This is a genomic window from Flavobacterium aeripolare (assembly GCF_013294025.1).
Taxonomy (GTDB): Bacteria; Bacteroidota; Bacteroidia; order Flavobacteriales; family Flavobacteriaceae; genus Flavobacterium.
In genome coordinates this window covers 45,749-71,122 of sequence record NZ_JABSNL010000011.1, presented here as the reverse complement: position 1 = coordinate 71,122, position 25,374 = coordinate 45,749, and the positions used below count along the sequence as shown (strand labels likewise).

Annotated in this window: 23 protein-coding genes and 1 tRNA gene; 11 read left to right on the top strand and 13 right to left on the bottom strand. The window is 34.4% G+C overall.

Translation table 11 applies throughout. From position 1 onward, the window contains the following. Positions 1 to 39: 39 nt before the first annotated feature. From HNQ00_RS13025 to HNQ00_RS13005, 5 genes are all read right to left on the bottom strand, one after another. Complete coding sequence (locus tag HNQ00_RS13025) at positions 40 to 1,014, bottom strand: DMT family transporter (protein ID WP_371739248.1); 975 nt, start codon at positions 1,012 to 1,014, stop codon at positions 40 to 42. A 1-nt stretch (position 1,015) separates the two neighbouring features. Next, positions 1,016 to 1,840 carry an NAD(P)H-binding protein gene (locus tag HNQ00_RS13020; protein WP_173838936.1) on the bottom strand — a complete coding sequence of 275 codons (825 nt, stop codon included), beginning with the start codon at positions 1,838 to 1,840 and terminating at the stop codon, positions 1,016 to 1,018. Between the two features lie 126 nt (positions 1,841 to 1,966). Next, entirely contained in the window at positions 1,967 to 4,363 is a 2,397-nt protein-coding gene (locus HNQ00_RS13015) for a M28 family peptidase (protein ID WP_254598524.1), read from the bottom strand. 18 nt (positions 4,364 to 4,381) lie between these two features. Then, positions 4,382 to 4,729, bottom strand: coding sequence for a hypothetical protein (locus tag HNQ00_RS13010; protein ID WP_173839025.1), 348 nt, complete (start codon positions 4,727 to 4,729; stop codon positions 4,382 to 4,384). Continuing rightward, the gene (locus HNQ00_RS13005) at positions 4,729 to 6,255 is read right to left on the bottom strand and encodes a carbon-nitrogen hydrolase family protein (protein ID WP_173838935.1); all 1,527 of its coding nucleotides are present in this window, start codon (positions 6,253 to 6,255) and stop codon (positions 4,729 to 4,731) included. The genes HNQ00_RS13010 and HNQ00_RS13005 overlap by 1 nt, the downstream gene beginning before the upstream one ends. A 188-nt stretch (positions 6,256 to 6,443) precedes the next feature. Here HNQ00_RS13005 and HNQ00_RS13000 point away from each other — a divergent pair, with 188 nt between their 5' ends. Beyond that, entirely contained in the window at positions 6,444 to 6,776 is a 333-nt protein-coding gene (locus HNQ00_RS13000) for a single-stranded DNA-binding protein (RefSeq protein ID WP_026707872.1), read from the top strand. 44 nt (positions 6,777 to 6,820) lie between these two features. On the opposite strand, the gene HNQ00_RS12995 is transcribed toward HNQ00_RS13000, so the two are convergent. The 6 genes from HNQ00_RS12995 to metG all read right to left on the bottom strand — a co-directional run bounded on the left by HNQ00_RS12995 (position 6,821) and on the right by metG (position 13,179). Continuing rightward, positions 6,821 to 7,024, bottom strand: a complete 204-nt coding sequence (locus HNQ00_RS12995; RefSeq protein WP_173838934.1) for a hypothetical protein — start codon at positions 7,022 to 7,024, stop codon at positions 6,821 to 6,823. Between the two features lie 101 nt (positions 7,025 to 7,125). After that, on the bottom strand, positions 7,126 to 7,755 hold the full coding sequence (locus tag HNQ00_RS12990; RefSeq protein WP_173838933.1) for a chloramphenicol acetyltransferase: 630 nt from the start codon (positions 7,753 to 7,755) through the stop codon (positions 7,126 to 7,128). A 124-nt stretch (positions 7,756 to 7,879) separates the two neighbouring features. Then, positions 7,880 to 9,139 (bottom strand): OmpA family protein, encoded by a 1,260-nt coding sequence (locus tag HNQ00_RS12985; protein WP_173838932.1) that lies wholly within the window; start codon positions 9,137 to 9,139, stop codon positions 7,880 to 7,882. A gap of 245 nt (positions 9,140 to 9,384) precedes the next feature. Next, a complete protein-coding gene (locus HNQ00_RS12980; RefSeq protein WP_173838931.1) occupies positions 9,385 to 10,074 on the bottom strand; it encodes an HAD family hydrolase in 690 nt (229 codons plus the stop codon). Between the two features lie 7 nt (positions 10,075 to 10,081). Continuing rightward, positions 10,082 to 10,987 (bottom strand): DMT family transporter, encoded by a 906-nt coding sequence (locus HNQ00_RS12975; RefSeq protein WP_173838930.1) that lies wholly within the window; start codon positions 10,985 to 10,987, stop codon positions 10,082 to 10,084. Positions 10,988 to 11,082: 95 nt separating this feature from the next. Next, entirely contained in the window at positions 11,083 to 13,179 is a 2,097-nt protein-coding gene (gene metG / locus HNQ00_RS12970; RefSeq protein ID WP_173838929.1) for a methionine--tRNA ligase, read from the bottom strand. A 264-nt stretch (positions 13,180 to 13,443) separates the two neighbouring features. On the opposite strand from metG, the gene HNQ00_RS12965 reads away from it, so the two are divergent. Further along, complete coding sequence (locus HNQ00_RS12965) at positions 13,444 to 13,761, top strand: zinc ribbon domain-containing protein (RefSeq protein ID WP_173838928.1); 318 nt, start codon at positions 13,444 to 13,446, stop codon at positions 13,759 to 13,761. Between the two features lie 79 nt (positions 13,762 to 13,840). Beyond that, on the top strand, positions 13,841 to 14,242 hold the full coding sequence (locus HNQ00_RS12960) for a hypothetical protein (RefSeq protein WP_173838927.1): 402 nt from the start codon (positions 13,841 to 13,843) through the stop codon (positions 14,240 to 14,242). A 140-nt stretch (positions 14,243 to 14,382) separates the two neighbouring features. Here the strand turns inward: HNQ00_RS12960 and HNQ00_RS12955 are convergent. Then, positions 14,383 to 14,453 (bottom strand) — tRNA-Trp (locus HNQ00_RS12955). 600 nt (positions 14,454 to 15,053) lie between these two features. On the opposite strand from HNQ00_RS12955, the gene HNQ00_RS12950 reads away from it, so the two are divergent. The 3 genes from HNQ00_RS12950 to HNQ00_RS12940 all read left to right on the top strand — a co-directional run bounded on the left by HNQ00_RS12950 (position 15,054) and on the right by HNQ00_RS12940 (position 16,444). Then, positions 15,054 to 15,602: a hypothetical protein gene (locus tag HNQ00_RS12950; RefSeq protein WP_173838926.1), complete on the top strand. Its 549-nt coding sequence runs from the start codon at positions 15,054 to 15,056 to the stop codon at positions 15,600 to 15,602. A 3-nt stretch (positions 15,603 to 15,605) separates the two neighbouring features. Next, positions 15,606 to 15,764 (top strand): hypothetical protein, encoded by a 159-nt coding sequence (locus HNQ00_RS12945; RefSeq protein ID WP_173838925.1) that lies wholly within the window; start codon positions 15,606 to 15,608, stop codon positions 15,762 to 15,764. Between the two features lie 140 nt (positions 15,765 to 15,904). Next, a complete protein-coding gene (locus HNQ00_RS12940; protein ID WP_173838924.1) occupies positions 15,905 to 16,444 on the top strand; it encodes a DMP19 family protein in 540 nt (179 codons plus the stop codon). Between the two features lie 193 nt (positions 16,445 to 16,637). On the opposite strand, the gene HNQ00_RS12935 is transcribed toward HNQ00_RS12940, so the two are convergent. After that, positions 16,638 to 18,962: a chondroitinase-B domain-containing protein gene (locus HNQ00_RS12935; RefSeq protein ID WP_173838923.1), complete on the bottom strand. Its 2,325-nt coding sequence runs from the start codon at positions 18,960 to 18,962 to the stop codon at positions 16,638 to 16,640. A gap of 531 nt (positions 18,963 to 19,493) precedes the next feature. Between HNQ00_RS12935 and serS the strand changes: the two genes are divergently transcribed. The 5 genes from serS to mgtE all read left to right on the top strand — a co-directional run bounded on the left by serS (position 19,494) and on the right by mgtE (position 25,336). Next, positions 19,494 to 20,765, top strand: a complete 1,272-nt coding sequence (gene serS, locus HNQ00_RS12930; protein ID WP_173838922.1) for a serine--tRNA ligase — start codon at positions 19,494 to 19,496, stop codon at positions 20,763 to 20,765. A gap of 128 nt (positions 20,766 to 20,893) precedes the next feature. Next, the gene (locus HNQ00_RS12925; protein ID WP_173838921.1) at positions 20,894 to 22,672 is read left to right on the top strand and encodes a tetratricopeptide repeat protein; all 1,779 of its coding nucleotides are present in this window, start codon (positions 20,894 to 20,896) and stop codon (positions 22,670 to 22,672) included. A 61-nt stretch (positions 22,673 to 22,733) separates the two neighbouring features. Further along, positions 22,734 to 23,045 (top strand): DUF4286 family protein, encoded by a 312-nt coding sequence (locus tag HNQ00_RS12920; protein WP_173838920.1) that lies wholly within the window; start codon positions 22,734 to 22,736, stop codon positions 23,043 to 23,045. Between the two features lie 169 nt (positions 23,046 to 23,214). Continuing rightward, positions 23,215 to 23,994 (top strand): 16S rRNA (adenine(1518)-N(6)/adenine(1519)-N(6))-dimethyltransferase RsmA, encoded by a 780-nt coding sequence (rsmA, locus tag HNQ00_RS12915; RefSeq protein ID WP_173838919.1) that lies wholly within the window; start codon positions 23,215 to 23,217, stop codon positions 23,992 to 23,994. Further along, positions 23,984 to 25,336, top strand: a complete 1,353-nt coding sequence (gene mgtE, locus HNQ00_RS12910) for a magnesium transporter (RefSeq protein ID WP_173838918.1) — start codon at positions 23,984 to 23,986, stop codon at positions 25,334 to 25,336. Before rsmA ends, mgtE begins: the two co-directional genes overlap by 11 nt. Positions 25,337 to 25,374 lie beyond the last annotated feature (38 nt).

Below are 25,374 nucleotides of genomic sequence, written 5' to 3'. Positions count from 1 at the left end.
AAATCCCAAGTGATGTATGTCGCTTGGGATTTTTTGTTTTTAAGTAGTTAGGGGAGATAAAGCTTCTTGCTGTATTTTGTTCAACAGGGCTAATCTGCGGGTTTTTCTAATTGATTTATTGACTAAGAATAAACCGCTTAAAGTAATTGCACCTCCAAAGACTATGGCAGCATTTAGAGATTCGTCAAAGAGTAGTGCCCCTAATAAAATGGCTACGATAGGATTGATGTAAGCGTATATACTGCTTATCTCTGCCGGTAACTTTTGTAGCATATAAACATAAGCAATAAAGGACATAATTGAGCCTACAAGTACTAAATAAGCGATAGCGTACCACGAGGTTGCAGGGATCGAACTTAAAGGCACACTTAGGCCAGTAGTTTCTGTGATGGTAAGCAGGATGCTACTCGAAATAAACATTTGCAATCCCAAACTAAAATAAGGGTTGAATGTTGCTGCTTTTTTCTTAGTATATAAACTACCAAACGCCCATGTAATTGTTGCGATTATCGAAAGGAATATTCCAAATCTAAAATCGGCTTGCAAGAAATCAGCTAAGTGGTCATAAAAGATTACACAAACACCACTAAAACTAACCACTAATCCTATGATGGCTAAACGTGCTAATTTCTCACCTTGAAAAAAAGTGATAATAACAATCCATAGCGGAAAAATTGCATTTAAAATTGCGCCTAAACCACTACTTATAAATTTTACACCCCAGGTACTTAATCCATTACTTATAGCAAAGTTTAGTACGCTCAATATCAAAATTGTCTTCCATTGTTTGCCTTTTGGCCAAGTGGCTCCTTTGAATAAAAAGTAGCAAATGTAAACACTACCACCTATAAATTGTCTAATTGCTGCTAGTTGTAAAGCGGGCATATGGCGCACACCTTCTTTTGAGGCGATCCACGTTGTTCCCCAACAAAAACAAACCACGGCTAGCGCTAATATTGGCAATCCAACGAAATCAATGCCGCTGGAAAGTTTGTTTTTTATTCTTCTTACCACTTTATAACGTCGTATTGATAAATGTATAATTTAGCATTTTAATTAGCTTGTCGCTATTGATTGTTTTCCCTTCAGAAGGTTTGCTATGATCAAAAACGGGAGGTACGAGACCTTGTTCAATTGCTTTTGCAGTGTAATATTTTTCACGGCCAGGGTGATAAGGAGCTGCGGCGTTAAAATCTTCTCCCCAAGTATTTGTTGCAATGATTCTTAAAATAATGTTGATGCAGTCCTCTTGTTCAATTAAATTAACAGCAGCATCTGGATTAGAGATACCTTCTTTTCCTGCCATAAAACGAGCAGGATTTCGATTAGGACCTATAAGTCCGCCAAATCGTACTATAGTGGTTTTGAATGCCGTCTGCTGTTGTAATATTTGCTCTATTTCGAGTAGTTGTTTTCCGCTTTCGGTTTGTGGTTGAGGTGGTGTGCTTTCATAAATGTCGGTATTAATATCACCGTATATGGCAGTCGAGCTCACAAATAATAAGTGTGAAATAGCTGCTTTTTCAATCGTAGGGAGTAGCATCGTGATTTTTTTTACAAATGAGTTGGCATTTGCATCACTATAATCTTTATTTTTTCCGCGTAATCGTGGAGGTATTGCTATTATAAGCGTTTCACTACCTTCTAAAAAATCACCAATGTTAAGCGGTGCTTTGTCGCTTTCTAACTCGATCAAGTACGCTTTAATTCCGGCTTGGTTAAGGCTAGGCAATTTCTCGCTTGTAGTTGTTGATCCTTTAACTGTAAATTCTTGTTGGAGTAAGGCTTTTGCCAATGGTAAACCTAACCAACCGCAACCTAATACACTAATTTGTCTCATTGTACTTGTAATATAGATTGTAAAAATACTATAAATAGTAGCAAGTTAGATAGCAATAATAATGCTTTTTAAAAGTAGTTTTTATAGATCGTAGCGGTGGTAAATGCGTTAAAAATGATTGGATTGTTATTCTACTGCAGTAGTGTCCTTCAGTTTGTAAACTGGTTTTCTTGCTCTTGGTTGCGCTTTTACTGGTTGTTCAACAACGATTTCAGGTGCAATAGTCGAAGGATTTAAACGCTGATTTATAACCACTGCATCATTTAATACAAAGGGTGTTGGCATCATCCAACTGGCTCTTTTTAATATATTAAATAATGGATTTTGTAATAAGTCAAATGATGATTCCATTAATTGCATATCGAACAACGCTGCTTTCGGAATTGAGAATTGCACTTCTAATGGTTCGTTATCAACAACATAGTAGCTCAGTAATTTTCTTCCTTTTCGATTTAATTGGTCTCCTTTTTGTTCTAATGATTTGACTCCGTTAGCTTTAAAATTGAAAAATGTCATTTGGTCGCCAGCAAATAAATCGTAGCGGTTGACTTTTCGATTAGGAATAATTTTTATTTTTAAATAACGCATGTCTCCAGCTGTAGAGTCCTTTTCGAATACAATTGTTGGCGTTTTTAAAGGTATTACCGCTGTATTTGTACGATAAGTAAAGTCAGAATTATATTTGCTGAATAGCTTATTCTTACTTTCGGCTGTTACTAATTTAGGATTTTGACCTAGATAATTCTTAGTCCAAGGGTCTAGGTTTTTATCGTAAGTTGCCCAACTCGCTTTATTAGTATCGGCATCGTAGACATAAAGTAGACTGTTTGATTTTGCTTTGTTAGGTCCGTAGGCTGCGTTTTCATTTGCTTTTATAAAAAAGAAAATACTCCCTAACAAGAATAGGAATGACCAAACAATTTTGTTTTTATAAGCTCCAAAAACAGGGAGTAATAATGCAAAAGTTAATGAGGTCAACAATGCGCTTCCGTATAAGATTTTTAAGCCAAGTCCTATAGGTAGCATCTGGATAAAAGGAACAATTAAAATTAAAGCTGGGATGGCTAAGATTGCATTGAGTACTTTACTAGAGCGTTGCGTAATCACAAAATAGGCTAATCCTAACAATCCGCAATATACTGGTATAATTAAAAATCCTGCTCCCGTTAAAAAGATAGCAAGTGTTCCATTAATCACTAACCAAATGAATAATGCTGCTACATAATGGTTCATTGTGGTTTGCACTTTTGAAAACAGCTGATAGCATGCAAAGCTTATTGCTAAGGTTAAAAGCGTAAATGCGGCTATGTAATCATGTCCATTATACGTAAATCCATTTAAAAGGTCCTTGTATTGTGGATAACAAAGTAATACTAGGTTCCATCCTAAGAATACCGTGAGAAATGTGATAAGTAGCGAACAAACTAATGGAATGAAACCTTTAACTATTTCGCTTGCTAGTAGCACTCTTTTTCCTAGTCCTACAATAACAAGTAGAACAAATAAGGCTAATGCGATTGCGGCCATTGGGATTGCCCATGTAAAAGGATACATCAAGACGGTGAAAGGAATGTTGAAATATATAGAATCTTCAGATGTTTGTTGTGTATTAAAAGCAGTATTACTGAAATAATCGAGCAACGGCATTAAGTAGGCTCCTTGATGCTTTAAACTGTTTTTATCTAAGTTAGTGCTTATATCTTGTGCGGTGTGGTAATTATAATGACCATCTATGAAAGCAAAACTATAGCCTTGAATGGCTCCTTTTTCTCTAAAAACGGTAAGATCAGTATCGTTGGGTAGCATTTTATAAATGCTGTACATTAAGGAGTTTGTAACAGGATATTGTGGTGCCGCTGCAGCGAAATCCTCGATTAACTGCTTGTTGCCTTTATTTGCTTCCATCAACATATAGCTTGGCCCAGAAGTTCCTCTAGCTTCAAAGTTTAAGACTACGCCTACATCTTTTGCCCATGGATGCTCAGTTACAAATAAAGCTGCGCCATTAAGGCCTAGCTCTTCTGCATCTGTAAATAGAATAATGATGTCGTTTTTATGTTTTTTCTTGCCGTTTTGAAAAGCACGAACTCCTTCTAAGATTGTTGCTACTCCAGAGCCTGCATCACTCGCTCCTTTTGAAGCTGAATGCGGTGCGCTGTCATAATGGGATAATAATAATAAGGCTTTGCCATTGCCACTACCTTTTATTCTAGCAAGAATATTTTTTGACTTTGCTAAGTTTCCCCATTCTGTTAAGGTGTATCCTTGTTGTGTGCTTATAGTAAGTCCTAATTCATGCAGCTGCGATTGTAAGTAAGAAGCAACGGTTTCATGATGTTGTGAGCCTACGTAATGTGGGTATTGTGAAATGTTCTCTACTTGAGTATAAGCGCGATCTGTAGAAAACTCAGATAAGGTACTTAAATCAGCGGTAAGTGTTCTAGGCATCATCGTGCAATAAATAAAACCTAGTATTAAAAGGATAAACAAGGTGCTAACTATTTCGGCAAAGCTTTTCTTCATATTATTTAGTTCCAGTTTTTAAATGTCTTTTTTTACTAGCATGAAATAATCATTATCTAGTAGCAAGTAACCTTGGTCATAAAGGAAGTAGTAGGTGTTTCCGGTTTTTGTATGCAATATGTTTGTGAAAAAATCAAAATCAAAACCCTTGCTAAGGAGCTTAGCTCGGGTTGTTTTTGATTTTCCGTCGATGTTTAAAAGGGATAGAATGCGGTAGTTTTTACGCAGTTTGTTGTTAACATTGCGCATAAAATTATTACTGTCTTTATTGATTTTGTTATTGTATGCATTACGGCAACCGTCGCTACAGAACTTTTTATCTTCGCGACCCACAATTTTCTCATCACATTCTAAGCAAGTTTTCATCATTTTAATTGTTTCAAACTATACAAGTCATGTCTTCTGTCTTTCATTGTGTTGACACTTCCATGCTCATGAAGTTCTTTTAATAAATTCATATCTACATCTACGATCAAAGTCATTTCGGTGTTTGGGGTTGCCTCTGCTTTGACACCATTGCTTGGAAATGCAAAATCTGAAGGGGTAAACACGGCTGCTTGTGCATATTGTATGTCCATGTTATTCACCTTTGGTAAATTACCTACACAACCTGCAATAGCCACATAGCATTCGTTTTCAATCGCTCTTGCTTGCGCGCAATGTTTAACACGCGTATATCCGTTTTGAGTATCCGTTAAAAATGGTACAAATAAAATATTCATTCCTTGGTCTGCCATTAACCTTGATAATTCAGGGAATTCGACATCATAACAAATTACAATTCCTATTTTACCACAGTCGGTATCAAAAGTTTGGATGATATCGCCACCTGTTATTCCCCAATGGAAAACCTCGTTAGGGGTGATGTGTATTTTGCGGTACATTTCATTAGTACCGTCACGTTTGCATAAGAACCCAACATTGTAGACATGATCGTCTTCTATTAAGGGCATGCTTCCTGTGATAATATTTATGTTGTATGAAATAGCAAACTCCTGGAATTTAGCTTTCACAGCATCAGTATGGCGTGCAAGTTCTCTAATTGCCTCGGCTTCTGATAGGTGATTATAGTCTGCCATTAACGGTGCCGTAAAGAATTCTGGGAATAACGCAAAGTCACTTCCGTAGCCAGAAACAGCATCGATAAAAAATTCTGCTTGTTCGAATAAGGCATCTAAATTAGGTAGAGAGCGCATCTGCCATTGAATAAGTCCTAATCTCACAACACTTTTTGTCGTATTGATTAATTTAGGGCTATCGTCATAGTAAATATTATTCCATTCAAGTAAAACAGCATATTCAAGAGACTCTGTATCTCCTTCTAAATAGTTTTTAAGAACTCTTAATTCATGGAAATCGTTGCTTAATTGAAAAGACAATACCGGATCATAAACTTCTTTTTTCTTTACTTTTTCAATGTATACTTTAGGTGTGATTTCATTCTTGAACTTTCCGTAGTTCGGAATTCTACCTGCAAATATGATTGATTTTAGATTTAGCTGCTCGCAAAGTTCTTTACGCACATCATATAATCTACGTCCTAAACGCAAACCGCGGTATTGCGGATTTATAAAAACATCTATCCCGTATAAAACTTCTCCTAATGGGTTGTGTGTTGAAAATGTAAAATTGCCTGTTATGGCTTTGTATGTTTTAGTTTTAAAAGCATAATCTTCGGTAACTAACAATGATAATGCAGATCCTACAACGATTCCATCAACCACAATTACGAGTTGTCCTTCGGGGAATTTTTGTAGTAATAATTCGATTTGATCTTCTTTCCAAAATGATTCTGCCATTTCTGGATATGATTCAATCATCGATTTTTTTAATTCTTTATAATCTTCAATTTGGAGATTGCGTAGTTCTATTGACTTGATATTTGTCGGCATAAATAAATGTAATTTGATGCTAATATAGTCAAATTAATAGCCATTTACAAACGTTTACAATTATTTACAACCGAAAGTAATTGATTGCGAACCGAATAAGGTGGGGTTGCAGGCTAATCTTTGCACTGTCGAAACGAAATGCGTTAGACAACTATATACTTAACAATAACATTTAAATTTTACACGCCATGAATGCATTAAAAAACAAAGTTCAATTAATTGGACATTTAGGAAACGATCCAGAAATCAAAAATTTTGAAGGAGGAAAAAAGTTAGCCAATTTTACCGTAGCTACAAATGATAGTTATAAAAACGACAAAGGTGAAAAAGTGGAAGAAACACAATGGCATCGATTAGTCGCTTGGGGTAAAACAGCTGAAATAATTGAAAAATATGCTGTAAAAGGAAAGGAAGTTGCTATAGAAGGTAAATTGACGCATCGCAGCTATGATGATAAGAATGGAGAAAAACGCTATGTAACAGAAGTAGTGGTAAACGAAATTTTGCTTTTAAGTAAGTAAAATTAAATAGGCATAATACTTAATGTCAAATTGAGAGCACGCTTCTATTCAAGAGGTGTGCTTTCTATTTTTATAGTATTAAAAAATGGACAACGTTTGCAGCGCTTTTCTTCTCCTTTTTTAAATTTTTTGCAGCACTTTGATTTGAAGGTTTCGCTCTTTTTTAATTTTTTGAGCGCAGGGTCCTTCTTTTCTTTTTTGTCTTTTTTTTCCTTTTTCTTTTCCTTCTTTTCGTCTTTCTTACCCAATGTTATGAATGTTGTCTTACAATGCAAAGGTAGTCGTTTTTACAGATTGAGATTAAATTTTAACTATTTCAATTTCTAATTTGTAAATATAAGTTGAATGCTTATTCGTTCATCAGTTCTTGAAAGTGGTCAACAAAATGACTGAGTTGCAAGCCGTCTATTAAAGCGTGGTGCACATGTACAGACATTGGCATCGTTTTAATATTGTTAGCTGTTGTAGTTATTTTGCCAAAAGAGATTTTAGGGCAGCTGTCAGGAAAGTTGTAGCTTCTTGCGTGAGATAGAGAAGTAAAATTTAGCCACGGAATCGCCGAGAAATGAATTAAGTTGTCCAAGTCAAAAGAGCGTGTAAAAAGACCGGTAGTAGTGGCCACACGAGCACTCTCATTTTCTGCCTGTATTTTGAACGTATTTAAATCTTTCGAATAAGGAATTAAAGAAAACCCAAAGGTGCCGTCTGGGCGTCCTATAGTTGCTGATGCGTCGATAGTATCGTGAATGATTATCTCATCATCTTCAATGCGGTAGGTAAAAGCTTCTACAGCGTTTACGGCGGTTAACGTTTTATGCAAAGAGTAAATGAAAAAAGAACATTCCAGTTCCTTTGCTCGCTCGTATGCGCGGCTGCAGTCAATAGTTACAGTCGCTCCGTAGAAAGGTTCGTCAAAATCTTTGAAAAACTCAAAATGCTCTTTTCTATTCCAGTTTTTAATGTCTAGCTTCTTTTTCAAGATGTTTTTTTTTACAAAAATATTCAAATTGCAAATAGTATACAATGCGTGTTGAAAATATAGCGCATAAAAAAAGCCCTAAAAGGAATTTCCTTTTAGGGCTTTACTATATTTAAGTTGAGAATTATTTTACTCTAAAAGTAACTTTTCTAACTAATTTTCTAGCTAATTCTGAATCTTTTTCAACTGAATTATCTTCACCTGCTGCGATAACTTTCAATCTTGAAGCATCAACTTTAGCTTTAAGTAAAATACTTTTTACTTTTTGAGCTCTAGCGTTAGATAATTTATCGTTGTAAGCTGTTCTTCCAATTTCGTCAGCATGACCAATAATGTCAACTGAAGCAGAAGGGTTGTTTCTTAAGTAAGTTAAGATAAAGTCGATTCCTTCAGTAGAAACGTTTGTTGGAGTTGATTTGTTGAAATCAAAATATGTAGCAACATATCCACCGTTGATTAATTTAGAAATTAATTCGTTGTTAGATAATGCTGGGTTGTTATCAGTTTTGCTACCGTAAGTTTTCAATAAATAGCTTTCTAATTCGTCAGGAACGTTATTGTTGTTTAAGTCAATAGCTCTACCTTTAGAATCTACCATTACACCAGATATAGTGTTTGGCTCAAGATCTAAATAATCAGCAACACCATCTTGGTCAGAATCAACTAACATAGTCTCTAATGTACCAACTCTATTTGTTAAACTCAATACATCTTTATCTACTAAAGTAACCCAGTCAGCATGCTTAGCGTTTTTACCTAAGTAAACAGTTACACCAACAGTACCATTAAAAAGAATTCCTTGGAAGCCTCTTGTAGTACCTTTCTTAACAGCGTCAAAAGTTGCGTTTTGATCAGCGTTAAAGATTGTAGTAAAATCACCTGTTAAAGCAATTCTATTAGATAATTTAATTTGACCTGTAATACCAGCCATAAAGTTACCCATTCTGTCTTTCAAAGATGAATTCTCATCTTCTAATTGAGCTAAACCAAAACCAGCATGTCCTACTAAACCAATAGTATTCGTCCAAGTTTCAAAGTTCATAATTCTACCTAAGTTTGCTACACCTTGTAAGTCTACTCTGTAGTACTTAGTATCAAAGCTTGCAGAATTGTTTTTTCCTTCAAAACTGTTGTATCCAACATCCGCTTTTAAACCGAATTTGTTGTTAAACATGTATCTAACTCCTAAATCAATAACATATGGGCTTGGAGTTGAAGTGAAATAACCTGAAGTTAATGGTCTTTGTGGTTTGTTTACACCACCTGCTACTTCAATAGACCATTTGTTGTACTCTTCATTGGTAGTCATTTTCTCAGGAGTTGTCTGAGCACTAACTGTTGAAAATGCCGAAGCAATTGCAAGCGTAAGTATTAATTTTTTCATTTCTTTTCTGGTTTTAAATTTCGAGCAAAAATACGACATAATGTTTAATAAGAAATTTCAATCTCATAATATTGTAATATTTAGGTATAATTTTACAAAAGTGCTTTGAGAGCTATTATATTGTCAAAATTTTACGGCTATAATTATCAATATCATATATATAATGCTTAAAATAGTTCGATTAAAATCAATAAAGACAAAGATCATCTTATTAATTATAATAATTTAACGTAAAAAACAGCCAATTACGGTACTATTTCTAACACTGCCTTAATATTTATGGCTGTATAGAAGTTGGGATGTGTAATTTCGTGATCAATTTTCTCATGTTCCCATGTTGTAAGGAATGGTATATGTAAAGCAGAGCCGCCCAATTTTAAAACTGGTAATATATCTGACTTTAAGGAGTTACCAATCATGAAAAATTGATCTGCTCTGGTTTCTAATCTGTTTATCAAATCAAGATAGTCTTGCTCTTTCTTGTCAGACATGACTTCTATATGGTGAAAATAGTTGCCCAAACCTGATTTGTGTAGTTTTCGGCGCTGGTCGAGCAAATCTCCTTTTGTCGCAACAACTAATTTGTATTTTCCATGCAAAGCTTGTAGCGTTTCCTCGACACCTTCGAGCAGTACTATAGGCTTATGAGCTAGTTCCTTTCCATATTCGATTATTTCTTTAATGAATGGAGCGGGTAAGTTATAATTACTAATTTTCATAGCGGCTTCAATCATTGATAATATGTATCCTTTTATTCCGTAGCCATAGGTAGGTAGATTAGCAATTTGCGTACTGTATAATTCCTGTGCGATACTTTGTCGTGACAGATAATCGCTTAGTAAAATGCAAAATTTTTCTTCGGCCTCACCAAAGTAGGTCTCATTTACAAATAAGGTATCATCAGCGTCAAATGCTATAACTTTAATTTGGTTCATATATTTTTTATTGTGCTGTATCAGCTGGATTTTTTGATTTAAGATTTTTTATCGAAAGTGTCTTAGCATAGAACGTGATTCTAATCCCGATTAACAAAATAACTCCGCCTATAATCATATTGAGAGTGATTTTTTCGTCTAGAAATAACCAAGCTAATATTGAGGTCAATACTGCTTGTCCTAGTAAACTCAGCGATACTCTTGTAGGTCGCATGTGCTGAGTAGCATAACTTATCGATAGCCATGCCATTAATTGACAAACTACTGCTTGAAGAAATAGTACAAACCAACCCATATTTGAAAAACCACTAAAAGGTTCGTTCATTATTAAGCAAGCAATTGCTAGGTATACAGAAGAAGCCAGCAAGCTAATGGTCATAAATGAAAGTACATCGATATGAGTAAGCGCTTTTTTACTTACCAATAAATAGATGGAGTAAAATATTCCTGATAACACGGCTAAGATAAATGCATTGTCAAAATCTAATTCTAAGAAAAATTTGAATCCTACTAGCATTGCCATCCCAAATAAAGCTACTGTAGTTCCAATCCAGAAATTAGTTGCAGGCTTTATTTTTAAAAAAACGTAAGATATTATTCCCACCCATAAAGGCGATAAATTAGTAAGTAACGATGCTTGTGTAGCACTTGATTCTTGAATGGCAATATTCCAAACCGCAACATCTGAAGCAAATAGCACACCACATAATATAGCTAGTAGCAGGTGTTTTGTCTCAGGAAGCTTAAATTTTTTAGTAACAAGCATATAGGGAAGTAGTATAGAAAAAGCAATTGCCATTCTATAAAATGCCGAAATCAATCCTGGTGTAAGTCTCAATTTAACCAAGATTGGAAAAATGGAAATGCATAAAATTCCAAAAGCTAATGCTAATCTCGGTTTGGCGTTGATCATGTTTTTGTTTTTATGGATTAAAAACACGAATTTCACTAAATTACTACTAAGTATTAGTGTAAATTAGTGAAATTCAGTTTAGTATGTTTGGGGGCTTAGTTTATTGTTTCACCATTTGCAACACCATCAGTATCTGGATTAACAAAAACTAGTTTTCCATCAGCATTGGTGGTCATCAAAATCATTCCTTGACTTTCTACACCACGTAAGTTTCTTGGAGCTAGGTTGACCAAAACAGTTACTTTTTTTCCAATGATATCTTCAGGTTTAAAACTCTCTGCAATTCCTGATACGATCGTACGAACGTCAATTCCGGTGTCTACTTTTAATATCAAAAGCTTGTTTGCCTTTGGCATTTTTTCTGCTTCAAGAATTGTTCCTACTCGAATATCCATCTTGGCGAAATCATCAAATTGAATCGCTTCTTTTTGTGCCGCGATAGCTATCGGGCTTGCATTCTCAGCGATGTTAGCTGTTTTTGTTGCTTCTAGTTTGTCAATTTGTTTCTGAATTTCTTCATCTTCAATTTTAGCAAACAATAATTCCGCTTCTCCTACTTGGTGACCTGCTGGCAATAGATCCGAAGTTTCTGCAATCGTGTTCCAATTCAATGGACTCTCGATTTTTAATATTCGAGACAATTTAGTTGCTGTAAATGGTAGGAATGGCTCACAAAGCGAACTCAAAGCTGCGGCAATTTGTAATGCTACATACATTTGTGTTTTTACACGCGCTTCATCCGTTTTTATCATTTTCCAAGGCTCTTCATCAGCCAAGTATTTGTTTCCAAGTCGGGCTACATTCATCAATTCTCCTAACGCTTCTCTAAAACGGTAACGCTCAATCGAACTCGAAATCACCGCGGGATACGCTTTTAATTCCGCCAACGTTTGCAAATCTACTTCCGTAAACTCGGTCATTCCCCCTTCGGGGGTTAGGGGGATTGGAGTTGGAACAACCCCATTATAATATTTATTAGTTAAAACTACTACACGATTAATGAAATTCCCATAAATAGCTACTAATTCATTGTTGTTTCTAGCTTGAAAATCTTTCCAAGTAAAATCATTATCCTTAGTTTCAGGTGCGTTTGATGTCAATGCATAACGCAAAACATCTTGCTGATTTGGAAATTCTTCTAAATATTCGTGCAACCAAACCGCCCAGTTTTTAGACGTTGATAATTTGTTTCCTTCTAAGTTCAAGAACTCATTTGCAGGCACGTTGTCTGGCAAAATATAGCTTCCTTCGGCTTTTAGCATCGCTGGGAAAATCACACAGTGAAAAACAATATTGTCTTTCCCTATAAAGTGAACCAACTTAGTGTCTTGATCTTTCCAGTACGGTTCCCATTCTTTTCCTTCGCGCAAAGCCCACTCTTTAGATGCCGAGATGTACCCAATAGGCGCATCAAACCATACATACAATTTTTTTCCTTCGGCACCAGGAACAGGAACGTCAATTCCCCAATCCAAGTCACGTGTTACTGCACGAGGCTCAAGACCGCTATCAATCCACGATTTTACTTGTCCGTAAACATTGGGTTTCCAGTCGCTTTTATGTCCTACTAAAATCCACTCTTTCAAGAAATCTTCGTAACGATCCAAAGGTAAAAACCAGTGTTTCGTTGATTTCATAATTGGCGTTTCTCCAGTAATAGTCGATTTTGGGTTGATTAAGTCGGTAGCGTTTAGAGTCGATCCACATTTTTCGCATTGATCACCGTAGGCTTCTTCGTTGCCACATTTAGGGCAAGTTCCTGTTACAAAACGGTCAGCCAAAAACTGATCTGCTTTTGCATCATATAATTGTTCGGTCACTTGCTCGATAAAATCACCTTGTTCATATAATTTTTTGAAAAAATCTTGAGCCGTATCATGATGAATTTTAGCCGAAGTTCTCGAGTAATTATCAAATGAGATTCCAAAATCAATAAACGATTTACGAATAATACCATCATACTTGTCAATTACTTCTTGCGGAGTAATTCCTTCTTTTTTTGCTTTCATCGAAATAGCAACACCATGTTCGTCACTTCCGCAAACAAACAAAACGTCTCTACCTTGCAATCTCAGGTAACGAGAGTAAATATCAGAAGGCACATAAACACCTGCCAAATGGCCAATGTGAATAGGACCGTTAGTATAAGGCAATGCCGCCGTAATCGTATATCTTTTTGGATTCTGTATCATAAAATTATTTTTAGATTCTGAAATTAATTCGGAACGAGCTGCAAAAATAAGATTTTTTATCATAGGGACAAGTCGCCACTTGTCTGTACTCGCATGAAAATGTATTTTGCGAATTTTATTGGGAACCTTGAATTCGAGTAAACTATTAAAATTTAGTAACTTTGAATAAAAGATATAGTATTAAAGAGCTTAGGTGAAATTTTAAACTAGAATTATTTTAGTGCCCATTAAACTTTTTACACTAACTCAACAAAGCAGATTCCTATGAATAAAAGTTACATTACATGTCCAGAATGTGGCACAATTAATTTAAACGCAGCATTTTGCAGCAACTGTGGTGCCCTGTTAGATGTAGTGGCTAGAAGAAAATTAGAGCGCGAACTTGAATTTACTAAAAAAGCTAAATTAAAAGCAAGCCTCAAAAAAGAACCTAGTAAAATCGAAACTTTTCTAAAAAATGGAACGGAACATTCTAACGTATTAATACGCTTAATTTTTCAAGGAGGTTATTATATTTGGTTGTTTTTTGCTTTGATATTTGGAGCGCTAATTTCTTTAATTGTAGCAGCTGCTGCAGGATAAAATAGATTATATTGGAATGTGTTCGGTCAAAATAGGTTTTAAAATTTTTAATTATTTTTTCTTATTTTAAAATAAAAGAATGAATATGCTTTCTAAAATTCTCTATAGTTTGATGTTTGTTATTGCTGCTAGTATCTACGTGCTGCAAAAGTTGACAATTGCTCTACCGCTAGTAGTGAATAACTATTTGAATGATTTGCTTTGTATGCCGCTAGTTTTTGGAGCATTGACATTTATTGTTCGAAAACTTAAAAATGAACCTCAGTTTATACTACCTTTTGGTTTTATCTTTATTTTATCGAGTTATTACGCAGTATTTTTCGAATATTATTTACCTAGAACCAACACCAGGTATACTTCAGATTGGCTTGATGTTGCGCTGTATTTTATAGGTGGTATGCTATTTTATTTTTATCAGAGAATAAGATGCAAGAAAAATGCTAAAACGAAAGCATATCAAATAATTAGGCGTGTAGATTAGATAGCTGTGTATCAATTTTTCTTTACGTTCTTTACTTATTTATTATGTGCAGAGTGTGCATTAAATGTAGCAGCGTTTTTTGATTTAAATAAAAAAGTCTAAGGAATAATCCTTAGACTTTGTTGTTTAAAACTTGCTTGCACGGGCGGAGGGATTCGAACCCCCATCAACGGTTTTGGAGACCGCTATTCTACCCTTGAACTACGCCCGTAGTAATGGCAGAACGAACTGCTTCCAAGGCGTAAATATAGTGTTATTTGGGACAAAAACTAATAGCAATGACTCGCGATAGCTGATAAATTTTCAGTATTTCTGTAAAGGTTTGACCGTCAGATAATGTTTTTTAATTTCAAATAAATAATCTTTTCTTATCAGTTATAAATACGAGTAAAATTCGAGTGTAAAACACTTTTGAAGTCATGTTGTCTTATACTTTTAATACAGTTAATAGTATCAGTAATGTTTCGATTTTCAACGAAAGTATATTTCGAATAATCTTCCCATAAAAACAGCTCTATCTATTTCTAAAATTTGTTTGATATCGGTTTTTGTTCTTTAATGAGTGTGTTGTTTTATCTTTGCCAAAAAACAATAATTATTGCTACACAATTCAGTTCAAATTTTGATACCAACACGCCATGGCAAAAGGACCCGAAAAAAATACTAGAGACAAAGCTTTGCATACTAAACTGCTTAATCTTAAGAAAGCTAAAAACCTGCGCTTAAAAGTATTAGTGACCAAAGTGAATCAATAAAAAAATTAAAACTAATTTCGTTAGAAATGATTGCTAAAATAAAATATAATTGTAAAATGAAAAAAATAGATAATATTTTGATACTATCAATATTTATAATTTTCTGGATAGACTATATTCCTTATAAGTTTCCATCAATTATTGATAATTCAGATAAATTAGAAATGACAATATACAATTTATCATTAGCATATATAGCTGGCTATATGTTTTATTATATAAATGTTTATTTACCAGAACACAAGAAATCTAGAGTATTAAAACGAATTTTGAATAATGATATAGTATTTATTCTTAACAGGAAGAGCGAAATAAACAGATTGAAATGTGTTGTAATCGATGAAAATGTTGAAGTAGTTATGAATGGTAAATATATTCCAATCAGAGTTTTTTTAAATAAATTTCACGTCAGCTTTCATAGAAATTTAGACTCAATTCTCATCGTAAGAGAAAGACTCCCAGTTGAACTTTTAAGAATTATACTTATTATTAAAAAGCATCCTCACTTCATATCGAAATTCACTAATTTGAAAGAACTAGATAAGTACATCGAATCATATAACACGCATGTTAATAAATTAAATGAAGAGTTTTTGAAATTGTAAACCATGGCAAAAGGACCCGAAAAAAACACTAAAAACAAAGCTTTGCATACTAAACTGCTTAATCGTAAGAAGGCCAAACTGCAGGAAGAAAAGAAAGAAAAAGCGTTACGCATAAAAGCGCTTGTTACTAAAATGAATCAACAAAAGAATAGTGAGCAATAGGTTTCTTTAATTTAGTAAAGCAACATGCTGGGATTGCTTCCTTGGTTGCAATGACATGTTGCTAAAAAAATTGCGTTAATCTGTATAAAATCTGTAGTAAATAAGCGAAATTTGTCATCAATTCATTAAACAACATTCAAATGGAATTCGGAAAAATAATTATTTCAGAAACGGCCGCTACTAGCGAAAACCCACAAGACATTATCAACTCTAATATATCAGTAATCAACCTAATGCGTGAGGAGAAAATCGACGACGATTTAATTCATGAAGATGCATTAATGAGTTACTATTTAGATTACTATACTTCACAATGCACCGAAGGTAATTTTGCTCAGTTTGTTTATAATTCAAAATGGAATCTAGAACTAAACGAGCTAATTGAGGAGGGTTTGCAATTGTTAGGAGCCGAAAAGCATTTGGAGTTATTTCAGCAACAATGCAAGAAGGTGAAATTAATGAGCTCTGTTAAAAGAGAGAAGTTTTTTAAAGGAAAGTTAGAAGGGGTGAATCCAATAAGAGATTTATTAAACAACGATACTTTTTTTGAAATTGAAGAGAACTTAGTACAATTGAACGCTGCTTTCTTACTAGCGCATCCTGATACCGAAGTACTTTCTGTAGACGATATGTTTGCTGCGCTCGAAGAGTTTGTAGGTCACGAAATCACAAGAGCATAAAATAGTTATTGAAATAAAAAAAGCTAGCAAATTAAAAGGTACTTATTTATACTTTTTAATTTGCTGGCCTAAATTTTTAGTGAACATTCCTGTAGTAGTGGTTTTTTGCATGTTTGTATAAACGTACAGTTCACTAAAATAATATGTCACAAAAAGGTTAAACGGATAGATAACATTTTTGCGGCAGCATTAATTAATACATTAATTTCATTTCAAGATTTTGCACGATTTCGATTTTTCCTGAATTTGTGATTTTATTATCTACCGGCGCTTGTCCTTTTTCTCCCCACAATACTGCAATAGTTTTTACATCATTGTCTTTGAATGTGTTGTTAGCAATAGTCACAAATACAATTCCCCTGTTTTTAATCAAGATATGTTCAGCTTGATCTTTACCACAATTTGTAAAAGTATTTCCTTCTAATTTTAGGTTTCCACCAATGGTCGATTCATCATAACCACCACGGTAGTAATCAAGAACAACACCTTGAATACCGTCAAATTTTGAGTTGGTAAAGGTTACAAATTCGGCGTTGTAATCTCCACCATCGTTTGTCTCTTTATTCAATAGAAAGCCATTCTCACAATTTGTAATTAATGAATTAGCCACAATTACATTGTCTGAGAAAGACCCTTTAGACACTTCTAACACATTTTTAAAGTTGGTTATTTCAGTGTTCTCAATATGTAAATTATACGCTTTACTCATGTTTTTATCTAAAGTAGTAAAAGCATTTTGAGATTTATTTCCTGATAAAACAACATCTTTCAAAATCAGATTTCCTTTTGGATGCATTTCAAAAGCTGTTTTTGCAGCAGTGAACTCAATCTTAGATTTCTTTTTAGTATTGCTAGAAGTAATTGTAATTTCTTTATCAATAACAATTGATTCACTAAGTTTAAAAGTACCTGATTTTAATACAATAATATCTCCTGAAACTGCTCTCTTAATTTGATTCACTAATTCATCTGAAGTTGTAACCATGATCTTATTAGCAGCTGCTTGTGGTGTCTCAGTAGCAAACCAGTTTGTTCCGTACTTAGTTTTATCGATAAGAATAGGGTTAGATTTTACTGGATTTACAATGGCGCCAATACTATTATTTGAGACCGTTCTATCATTCCCAAAAAAGTCTTTGGTAATGTTTTCGAAATCAAATCCTGCAAAAATAGCATTGTTATTTTGCTTTAATGAATAGATGTCAGTTGCAATTTTTTCTACTGCAAAATCTTTTGTGATTAATCCAGCAGGTTGTACTTCGCTTTTGTTTGCGTTGTTAGTAAAGTTGTTTTTGAAATTTACGCCATCTACTTTATCATAATTTACAATAGGGTTTTCACTTTTACTTGCGCTGTAAATTAAGTTATTTGCAAAGGTAACACGCTCTGGACGTGCTGATCTAATTTCTGATTTAGGCAACACTTCTTTCTGACTTACATTTGAACCTACACTAAACTGCCAAGGAGATACGCAGTCGATAAATGAATTGTATGCTACCACCACATCTGTCACTTGATTGTAACGGTTTAGTGAAGATTTAGGAATTCCGTTCATGATTGCTATTGCACTTCTAAATGCGTTTCCTTTAATTTTGTAGAAATAATTATTTGTAATCCAGTGTCCGGTATTGATAATTCTAATTCCACCCATTTGGTCCGAAGCATCGTTTCCTATAAATACGTTTCCATCAATTTTAGCATAATTCCCATGTCTTAAAACTAATGAGCCTTCACTTTCAAAAAATACATTATTCTTGAATTCGTTAAAGTTTGATTTACTAGAGATGATCTCTACTTCACCATTGCAACGGTCAAATAAATTGTTTTCCACATTGGTGTAAGAAGGTGTCATAGAAGTTTCACTATCCCCAATTTGGATTGTCTCGCCGTGTGGCCCACCTTTTCTAGGTCTAGGTCCAAAATGGTTATTGATGATTTGGTGGTAGTTATTTACGTGTTCGTTACCGTCTAGAAAAACACGCACTGTAGGTCCAAAATTTGATTTTCCAGTGATGTAGTTGTTGCTTAATTCATTGTGTCTTCCCCAGAATTCTACCCAATGATCACTCACATCTCTGTCAGGTTGCGTAAATTCTTCAATAACACATTGAGTAACTTTACAATTATTAGCAATAGAATCGTTGTTAATTTTAAACTGAATTACGGCATTTGAAGGCGTGTATCCGTTTTTGAAATACAAATCTCTTACTTCAAGATAGCTACCCGCTAATTTTAAATTAGAAACCCCTTCGATAAAAACTTTACCGGGAGTTTCGGCTTTTAAAACAATAGGATTGTCCTTGGTTCCTTTTCCGTAGAATTTTATTTCAGCATCTTTCCAAGTTCCATTTGCTAAAATGATTTGGTCACCGGCATTACTATTTTTAATAGCACTTCGTAGTTCAGCAAGATTTTTTACCTTGATGTCTTTTTTTGGCTTTAAGGTGCTTGCTTCGGCATTTATACTGCTCGCAATAAATAAAGTAAGTATGCTTAATGTAGATAGGAATCTTTTCATGAAAAGTATTTTCAAATTATTTTATAGCTCGTTTTTTCCTTTTTTTTAGGTTTGGTATAATAGTTACTGTCACGCTAGGCAATCATAAAATCACCAGCAATACGATGTTTGTTTATGGCAGTATGTATGCGCAAAATTGCCGTAATAATATAAAATTACGCACAAGTTAAATTGGGTAACCAATTTGGTTTTCCAAATATATGTATATATATTAAGTAAACAAGTTAAAATAATAGAAATTAATAAAAAGCTGGATTTTAAAAGTAGGATGTGTAATTATAGCATATATAAATAGAATTATTCTCAATAGCCGTGTTTAAAAGGAGCATAATTATCAAATTAATTTTGCTGTTTATATCGTTCTTTTTTTATTCGAAAATTATAATTTGTAGTCGAAGGCTGAGGATGCCAATTTGAGATTTTGAATTATCGCTACAATTACGGCATTCATTTAAAGTTTCCGCTTTAAGTATGAAACATTTGTTTAAATTTGCTTCTATTAAAATAAAGTACAGCATTAAAATTTAAGCTATGTTACAAATTGCATTTATTAGAGAGAATCAGGAAAAAGTAATCCAAGCATTGGCAAAGAGAAATCTTGATGTCAAAGCAGTTGTGGAGGAAGTCGTACAACTCGATGAAAAACGTCGTGCTACACAAGTAGCGCTTGACAATGTTTTAGCTGAATCTAATAAGCTATCCAAAGACATAGGGGAATTAATGAAATCTGGCGAAAAAGCGAAGGCAGGTATTCTTAAAGAAAAAACGGTTTCTTTAAAGGAGAAAAGTAAAGAACTAGCTGAAGCTGCTGAAGTATTGACTAGCGAATTGACAGAGAAACTATATACATTACCTAATCTTCCTGCTGATATTGTTCCTGCTGGTAAAACACCAGAAGAAAATTTAAACGTTTTTGAAGCTGGAGAAGTACCCGTTTTACATGAAGGTGCTCAACCTCACTGGGAGTTAGTTAAAAAATATGACATCATTGATTTTGAATTAGGTGTTAAAATAACAGGAGCAGGTTTTCCTGTTTATAAAGGAAAAGGAGCAAGGTTGCAACGTGCTTTAATTAATTATTTTTTAGATAAAAATACTGCTGCAGGTTATAACGAAGTGCAAGTGCCGCATTTTGTAAATGAAGCGTCGGCTTATGGAACGGGACAATTGCCAGACAAAGAAGGGCAGATGTATCATGATGCTGCTGATGATTTGTATTTAATCCCTACAGCTGAGGTTCCTGTAACTAATATGTTTAGAGATGTTATTTTAAACGAAAGTGATTTTCCCATTTTGACAACTGCTTACACACCGTGTTTTCGTCGTGAAGCTGGATCGTATGGAGCGCATGTACGTGGATTGAATCGTTTACACCAGTTTGATAAGGTAGAAATTGTGCGTGTAGAACATCCTGATAAGTCTTATGAGGCATTAGATGGTATGGTGGAGCATATTAAAGAAATATTAGACGAATTAAAATTACCTTATAGAATATTGCGCCTTTGTGGTGGTGATATGGGATTCACATCGGCATTAACATACGATTTTGAAGTATTTTCTACAGCTCAGGATCGCTGGTTAGAAATTTCTTCGGTATCTAATTTTGAAACCTTTCAGGCAAATCGCTTAAAATTGCGTTTCAAAGATAAAGATGGTAAAAGCCAGTTAGCACATACCTTGAATGGAAGTTCGCTAGCATTGCCTAGAGTACTTGCTGGAATAATTGAAAATTATCAAACAGCAGAAGGAATAGTAATACCAGAGGTACTGCGCCCTTACTGTGGATTTGACATCATCAATTAATTCTTTTGAGTTAATAGAGATACATTATAATAAGAAACTAAGTTGCGTTGCTAAAATGCTCTTAGTTTCTTACTGTTTTATGGAAGAAAGGAATTCTTTTAAATTTAATTTCGAAACCTAATACGGTTATGAAAAAGCTTTTTCTACTTTTTACATTATTTATATCAGCGGTTGGTTTTTCACAAAACGAACAATTAGCTGGGTACTACTATGAAAGAAGTGACTTTGAAAAAGCTAAATTAAGTTATGAAGAGTTATTGCAAACGGCGCCACAAAACATGCAGTACTTTCTAAGAATTGTTGATTGTTGCCAGCAGTTAAAGCAATATGACGATGCTAATAAACTATTAAAAGAACGCTTTGCAAAATACAATCAAGGTGCACTGTTAGTTGAGCTAGGTTATAATGCGCACTTGCAACAAGATGAAGTACAAGCTAAATCATTTTATGATCAAGCAATAGAGCGCGTTAATAAAAGCACTAGAGAAGTTTATAGTGTTGCAAATTCATTTGAGCAAAAATCACTTTTAGAATATGCTGTAAAAGCATACGATACAGTGACGTTTGTACAGCCCAATTATAAATTTGACTATCAAAAAGCACTGCTTTATGGCCAAATGGGTAACATGGAGCTAATGATAAATACGTTATTAGATGCCAACTTTGAAAACCCAGATAATTCAAACCTTATAAAAAGCCAACTTGCACGCTACCTTTTTGATGAGAGTGACACTAGTTTTAGTGATAATTTAAGGAAGGCCTTAATTCTTAGGGTTCAAAAAACACAAGATGTATTCTGGAATCAATATTTGAGTTGGTTTTATGTGCAGCAAAGAGAGTATGGCAAGGCTTTTATTCAAGAAAAAGCAATATACAAACGCAATCCGCAGTCGCTAGGGACCATTGTGAGTCTAGCGCAGCAAAGTATACTAGAAGAAGATTTAGACACTGCTGTTGAAATCTTGAGCTACATAACTGAGAACACTACTGATCTAGCATTGCTTATTCAAGCAGATACCTACTTGATAAAAATGAAAATCGATGTTGCAAAACAAAATGATTACCCCGCAATAGACTTAGATCTAGAAGCTTTGCTTGCTAAATATGAAATCACTCCGTTTACCTTATCTTTGCAGTTGATTCAAGCACATTTTGTGGCGTTTAATTTAGCAAATCCAGAAAAAGCGCGTGCCATTATTGATACTGCTTTGAAGTTGCAATTGAATAATTACCAGATTGCTCAGGCTAAAATGGAACTTGCAGATATTATGCTTTATGATGAGAAATTCAATCAAGCTTTATTGTACTATTCGCAGGTAGAATTAGATTTAAAAAATGATGTTGTTGCTCATGAAGCTAGTTTAAAAGCAGCCAAGACGAGCTATTTTAAGGCTGATTTTAAATGGGCGTTAAAGCAATTTAAGGAGTTAAAAGCAGCAAATACACAGCTGATTGCAAATGATGCTTTAGAGTATTATTTGTTGATCAATGACAATACTGTAGCAGATTCTACGCAAACCGCCTTAAAGGAATTTGCAAAAGGAGATTATCTACAGTATCAAAATAGGAGTGAGGCTGCAATTGCGCAGTTTCAATCTATTTTAAAGCAATTCAAAGGTCAAGAAATAGAAGCGATTAGCTTGCTTCGACTGGGAACGATATTTGAAAAAAATAAGCAGTATGACTTGGCTTTAAGCCAATATCAAAATATCATAAGCAATCATGCCGATGGTATTTACAGTGATGAAGCGCTCTATTTTTCGGCAGAGATTTATAATAAAAAATTAAACGAACCAGAGAAGGCAAAACCACTCTACGAGAAAATAATTTTTAATCATGAGGACAGTATATATTTTGTAGAGGCTAGAAAAGCTTTTAGAAAGTTAAGAGGAGATACTAATTTATAATAAAGCAGATTTAGATTGACTGCTTAAGCAAATCAATGACAAACAATTAAAAAGAAAAATAATGATAATATATAACGTAACAAGCAACGTACACGAGAGTATTCACGATCAATGGATGATTTTCATGCAGCACAAGCATATTCCAGAAATATTGGCTACAGGAAAATTTGTATCGGCAAGGTTAGTGCGCGTTTTAATCGAAGAGGAAATGGGCGGAGTTACTTACTCAGTGCAATATACAACAGATAGTAAAGAAACTTTAGAAAGATATTACCAAGAAGACGGACCAAGATTTAGAGCTGAAATAGAAAAGTTGTTTGGCGATAAAGTATTGGCTTTTAGAACAGAGTTACAAGTAATTTCAGAGCACTAATATATACTGGTTTCGTAGTCAATAAGCTTCTACACAAGAGCTAGTATTGCTTATAAACCAAAATACTATTAGATAAGCTGCACGACTTTTAAAAGTCAATAATAGTTTAAAGAACAACTGGTGAGTTGGGAAACTAACGCTGTACAACTTTAAACTTTAAAAAAAAATCATGGAAAAAGTAAAAGCAAAAAAACACCTCGGACAGCATTTCTTGAAGGATGAGAGCATTGCAAAAGCAATAGCAGATACCATTAATCTTGAAGGCTACGATGACGTGTTAGAAATAGGGCCAGGAATGGGAGTGCTTACAAAGTACTTACTGGACAAGCCTACAAACACCTATGTTATTGAGATCGATACAGAGTCGGTAACCTATTTAGATGAAAATTACCCTAAACTGAAAGATAAAATTATCTCTAAAGATTTTTTGAGATACGATATCAATGAAGTTTTTCAAGGAAAGCAATTTGCTATAATTGGTAATTTCCCATACAATATCTCTACTCAAATCGTTTTTAAAACTTTAGAATTAAAACACCAAATTCCAGAATTTGCTGGAATGTTTCAAAAGGAAGTGGCCGAACGTATCTGCGAGAAAAAAGGAAGTAAAGCGTACGGAATCTTATCTGTTTTGGCGCAAGCCTTTTACGATGTAGAATATTTATTTACAGTTGATGAACACGTATTTATTCCACCACCAAAGGTGAAGTCAGGAGTATTGCGTATGCGTAGAAAAGCTGATTATAGTTTGCCTTGCGGCGAAAAACTATTCTTTACGGTGGTAAAAACTGCTTTTCAGCAACGTCGTAAAACCCTTAGAAATAGTTTGAAAACACTAAATTTATCTGATGAATTAAGAGAAGATACTGTTTTTAATCTACGACCAGAACAACTTAGCGTAGAAGAATTTATTGAACTAACAAAGAAAATAGAAGCCGATGGAATTTAAAATCAGTAAAGACTTAATACTCGAATTAGAGCAATACATTGTTAGCAAGGACGACGCCGGTTTAGAGCGTTTACTTGGTGAAATGCACCACGCCGATATAGCCGAGATTCTGGACGAACTAGATTTTGATGAGGCAACCTATATTTTTAAGGTCTTAGATTCAGAGAAAACATCCGAAATACTTCTTGAATTAGAAGATGACCTTAGAGAGAATATCCTTAAAAGGCTTTCTGCAAAAGAAATTGCAGAGGAGCTTGATGAGCTGAATACCGATGATGCTGCTGATATCATCGCTGAACTTTCACAATCTAAGAAAGAACAGGTAATCTTTGAGCTGGACGATTTAGAGCACGCAAAAGACATTATTGATCTATTGCGTTATGACGAGGACACCGCTGGTGGATTAATGGGGAAAGAGCTTGTAAAGGTAAACGAAAACTGGAGCGTGCTTACATGCGTAAAAGAGATGCGTGCACAAGCCGAAAATGTTTCTCGTGTTCACTCTATTTATGTAGTCGATGATGAGAATAGGTTAAAAGGGCGCTTGTCTTTAAAAGATTTATTAACGACATCGACTAAGACTCAAATTGCAGATATTTATATCAATAAAGTAACCTTTGTTAATGTAGATGCTGAGGATGTTGAGGTAGCGCGTATCATGCAAAAATACGACTTAGAAGCAATTCCCGTAGTAGATGCCATGGGTCGATTAGTAGGTCGTATCACCATTGATGATATTATTGATGTGATAAGAGAAGAAGCTGATAAAGATTACCAGTTAGCGGCGGGTATCTCTCAAGACGTAGAGGCAGATGATAGCATCTTAGAATTATCTAAGGCACGTTTGCCTTGGTTAGTATTGGCGTTGCTAGGTGGTTTCATAACCGTTAAAGTATTAGGATTGTTTGAAGGAGCGATGGCCGAACACGGAAATTTATTCTTTTTCACACCACTTATTGCTGCAATGGCAGGAAATGTGGGAGTGCAATCGTCAGCAATAATTGTACAAGGTTTAGCTAATAATACTTTGAGCGGCTCACTCTTTAGACGATTAATTAAAGAGATTTCACTTAGTTTATTAAATGGAGGAATCTTGGCTTGTATCTTATTTCTGGGAAGTTACTTTCTACTTGATGAAGAACCTATTATAGGATTTGTAATTTGTGCCGCATTAATGTCGGTTATTATTATTGCCTCCCTGATTGGAACTTTCGTACCATTATTACTCGATAAATTTGGCGTAGACCCCGCATTAGCAACCGGGCCATTTATCACCACTAGTAATGATATTTGCGGAATCCTGATTTATTTCTCCATTGCGAGAATGATATTGGGTTTTTAAAACACATAAAACTATTGAACTATAACAACCAACTAACA

Bases quoted from the DNA above. Each gene is read 5' to 3' on its own strand.
- HNQ00_RS13020 (WP_173838936.1), bottom strand. From the start codon at position 1,840: ATGAGACAAATTAGTGTATTAGGTTGCGGTTGGTTAGGTTTACCATTG.
- HNQ00_RS13015 (WP_254598524.1), bottom strand. From the start codon at position 4,363: ATGAAGAAAAGCTTTGCCGAAATAGTTAGCACCTTGTTTATCCTTTTA.
- HNQ00_RS13010 (WP_173839025.1), bottom strand. From the start codon at position 4,729: ATGAAAACTTGCTTAGAATGTGATGAGAAAATTGTGGGTCGCGAAGAT.
- HNQ00_RS13005 (WP_173838935.1), bottom strand. From the start codon at position 6,255: ATGCCGACAAATATCAAGTCAATAGAACTACGCAATCTCCAAATTGAA.
- HNQ00_RS13000 (WP_026707872.1), top strand. From the start codon at position 6,444: ATGAATGCATTAAAAAACAAAGTTCAATTAATTGGACATTTAGGAAAC.
- HNQ00_RS12985 (WP_173838932.1), bottom strand. From the start codon at position 9,139: ATGAAAAAATTAATACTTACGCTTGCAATTGCTTCGGCATTTTCAACA.
- HNQ00_RS12980 (WP_173838931.1), bottom strand. From the start codon at position 10,074: ATGAACCAAATTAAAGTTATAGCATTTGACGCTGATGATACCTTATTT.
- HNQ00_RS12975 (WP_173838930.1), bottom strand. From the start codon at position 10,987: ATGATCAACGCCAAACCGAGATTAGCATTAGCTTTTGGAATTTTATGC.
- metG (WP_173838929.1), bottom strand. From the start codon at position 13,179: ATGATACAGAATCCAAAAAGATATACGATTACGGCGGCATTGCCTTAT.
- HNQ00_RS12965 (WP_173838928.1), top strand. From the start codon at position 13,444: ATGAATAAAAGTTACATTACATGTCCAGAATGTGGCACAATTAATTTA.
- HNQ00_RS12960 (WP_173838927.1), top strand. From the start codon at position 13,841: ATGAATATGCTTTCTAAAATTCTCTATAGTTTGATGTTTGTTATTGCT.
- HNQ00_RS12950 (WP_173838926.1), top strand. From the start codon at position 15,054: ATGAAAAAAATAGATAATATTTTGATACTATCAATATTTATAATTTTC.
- HNQ00_RS12945 (WP_173838925.1), top strand. From the start codon at position 15,606: ATGGCAAAAGGACCCGAAAAAAACACTAAAAACAAAGCTTTGCATACT.
- HNQ00_RS12940 (WP_173838924.1), top strand. From the start codon at position 15,905: ATGGAATTCGGAAAAATAATTATTTCAGAAACGGCCGCTACTAGCGAA.
- HNQ00_RS12935 (WP_173838923.1), bottom strand. From the start codon at position 18,962: ATGAAAAGATTCCTATCTACATTAAGCATACTTACTTTATTTATTGCG.
- serS (WP_173838922.1), top strand. From the start codon at position 19,494: ATGTTACAAATTGCATTTATTAGAGAGAATCAGGAAAAAGTAATCCAA.
- HNQ00_RS12925 (WP_173838921.1), top strand. From the start codon at position 20,894: ATGAAAAAGCTTTTTCTACTTTTTACATTATTTATATCAGCGGTTGGT.
- HNQ00_RS12920 (WP_173838920.1), top strand. From the start codon at position 22,734: ATGATAATATATAACGTAACAAGCAACGTACACGAGAGTATTCACGAT.
- rsmA (WP_173838919.1), top strand. From the start codon at position 23,215: ATGGAAAAAGTAAAAGCAAAAAAACACCTCGGACAGCATTTCTTGAAG.
- mgtE (WP_173838918.1), top strand. From the start codon at position 23,984: ATGGAATTTAAAATCAGTAAAGACTTAATACTCGAATTAGAGCAATAC.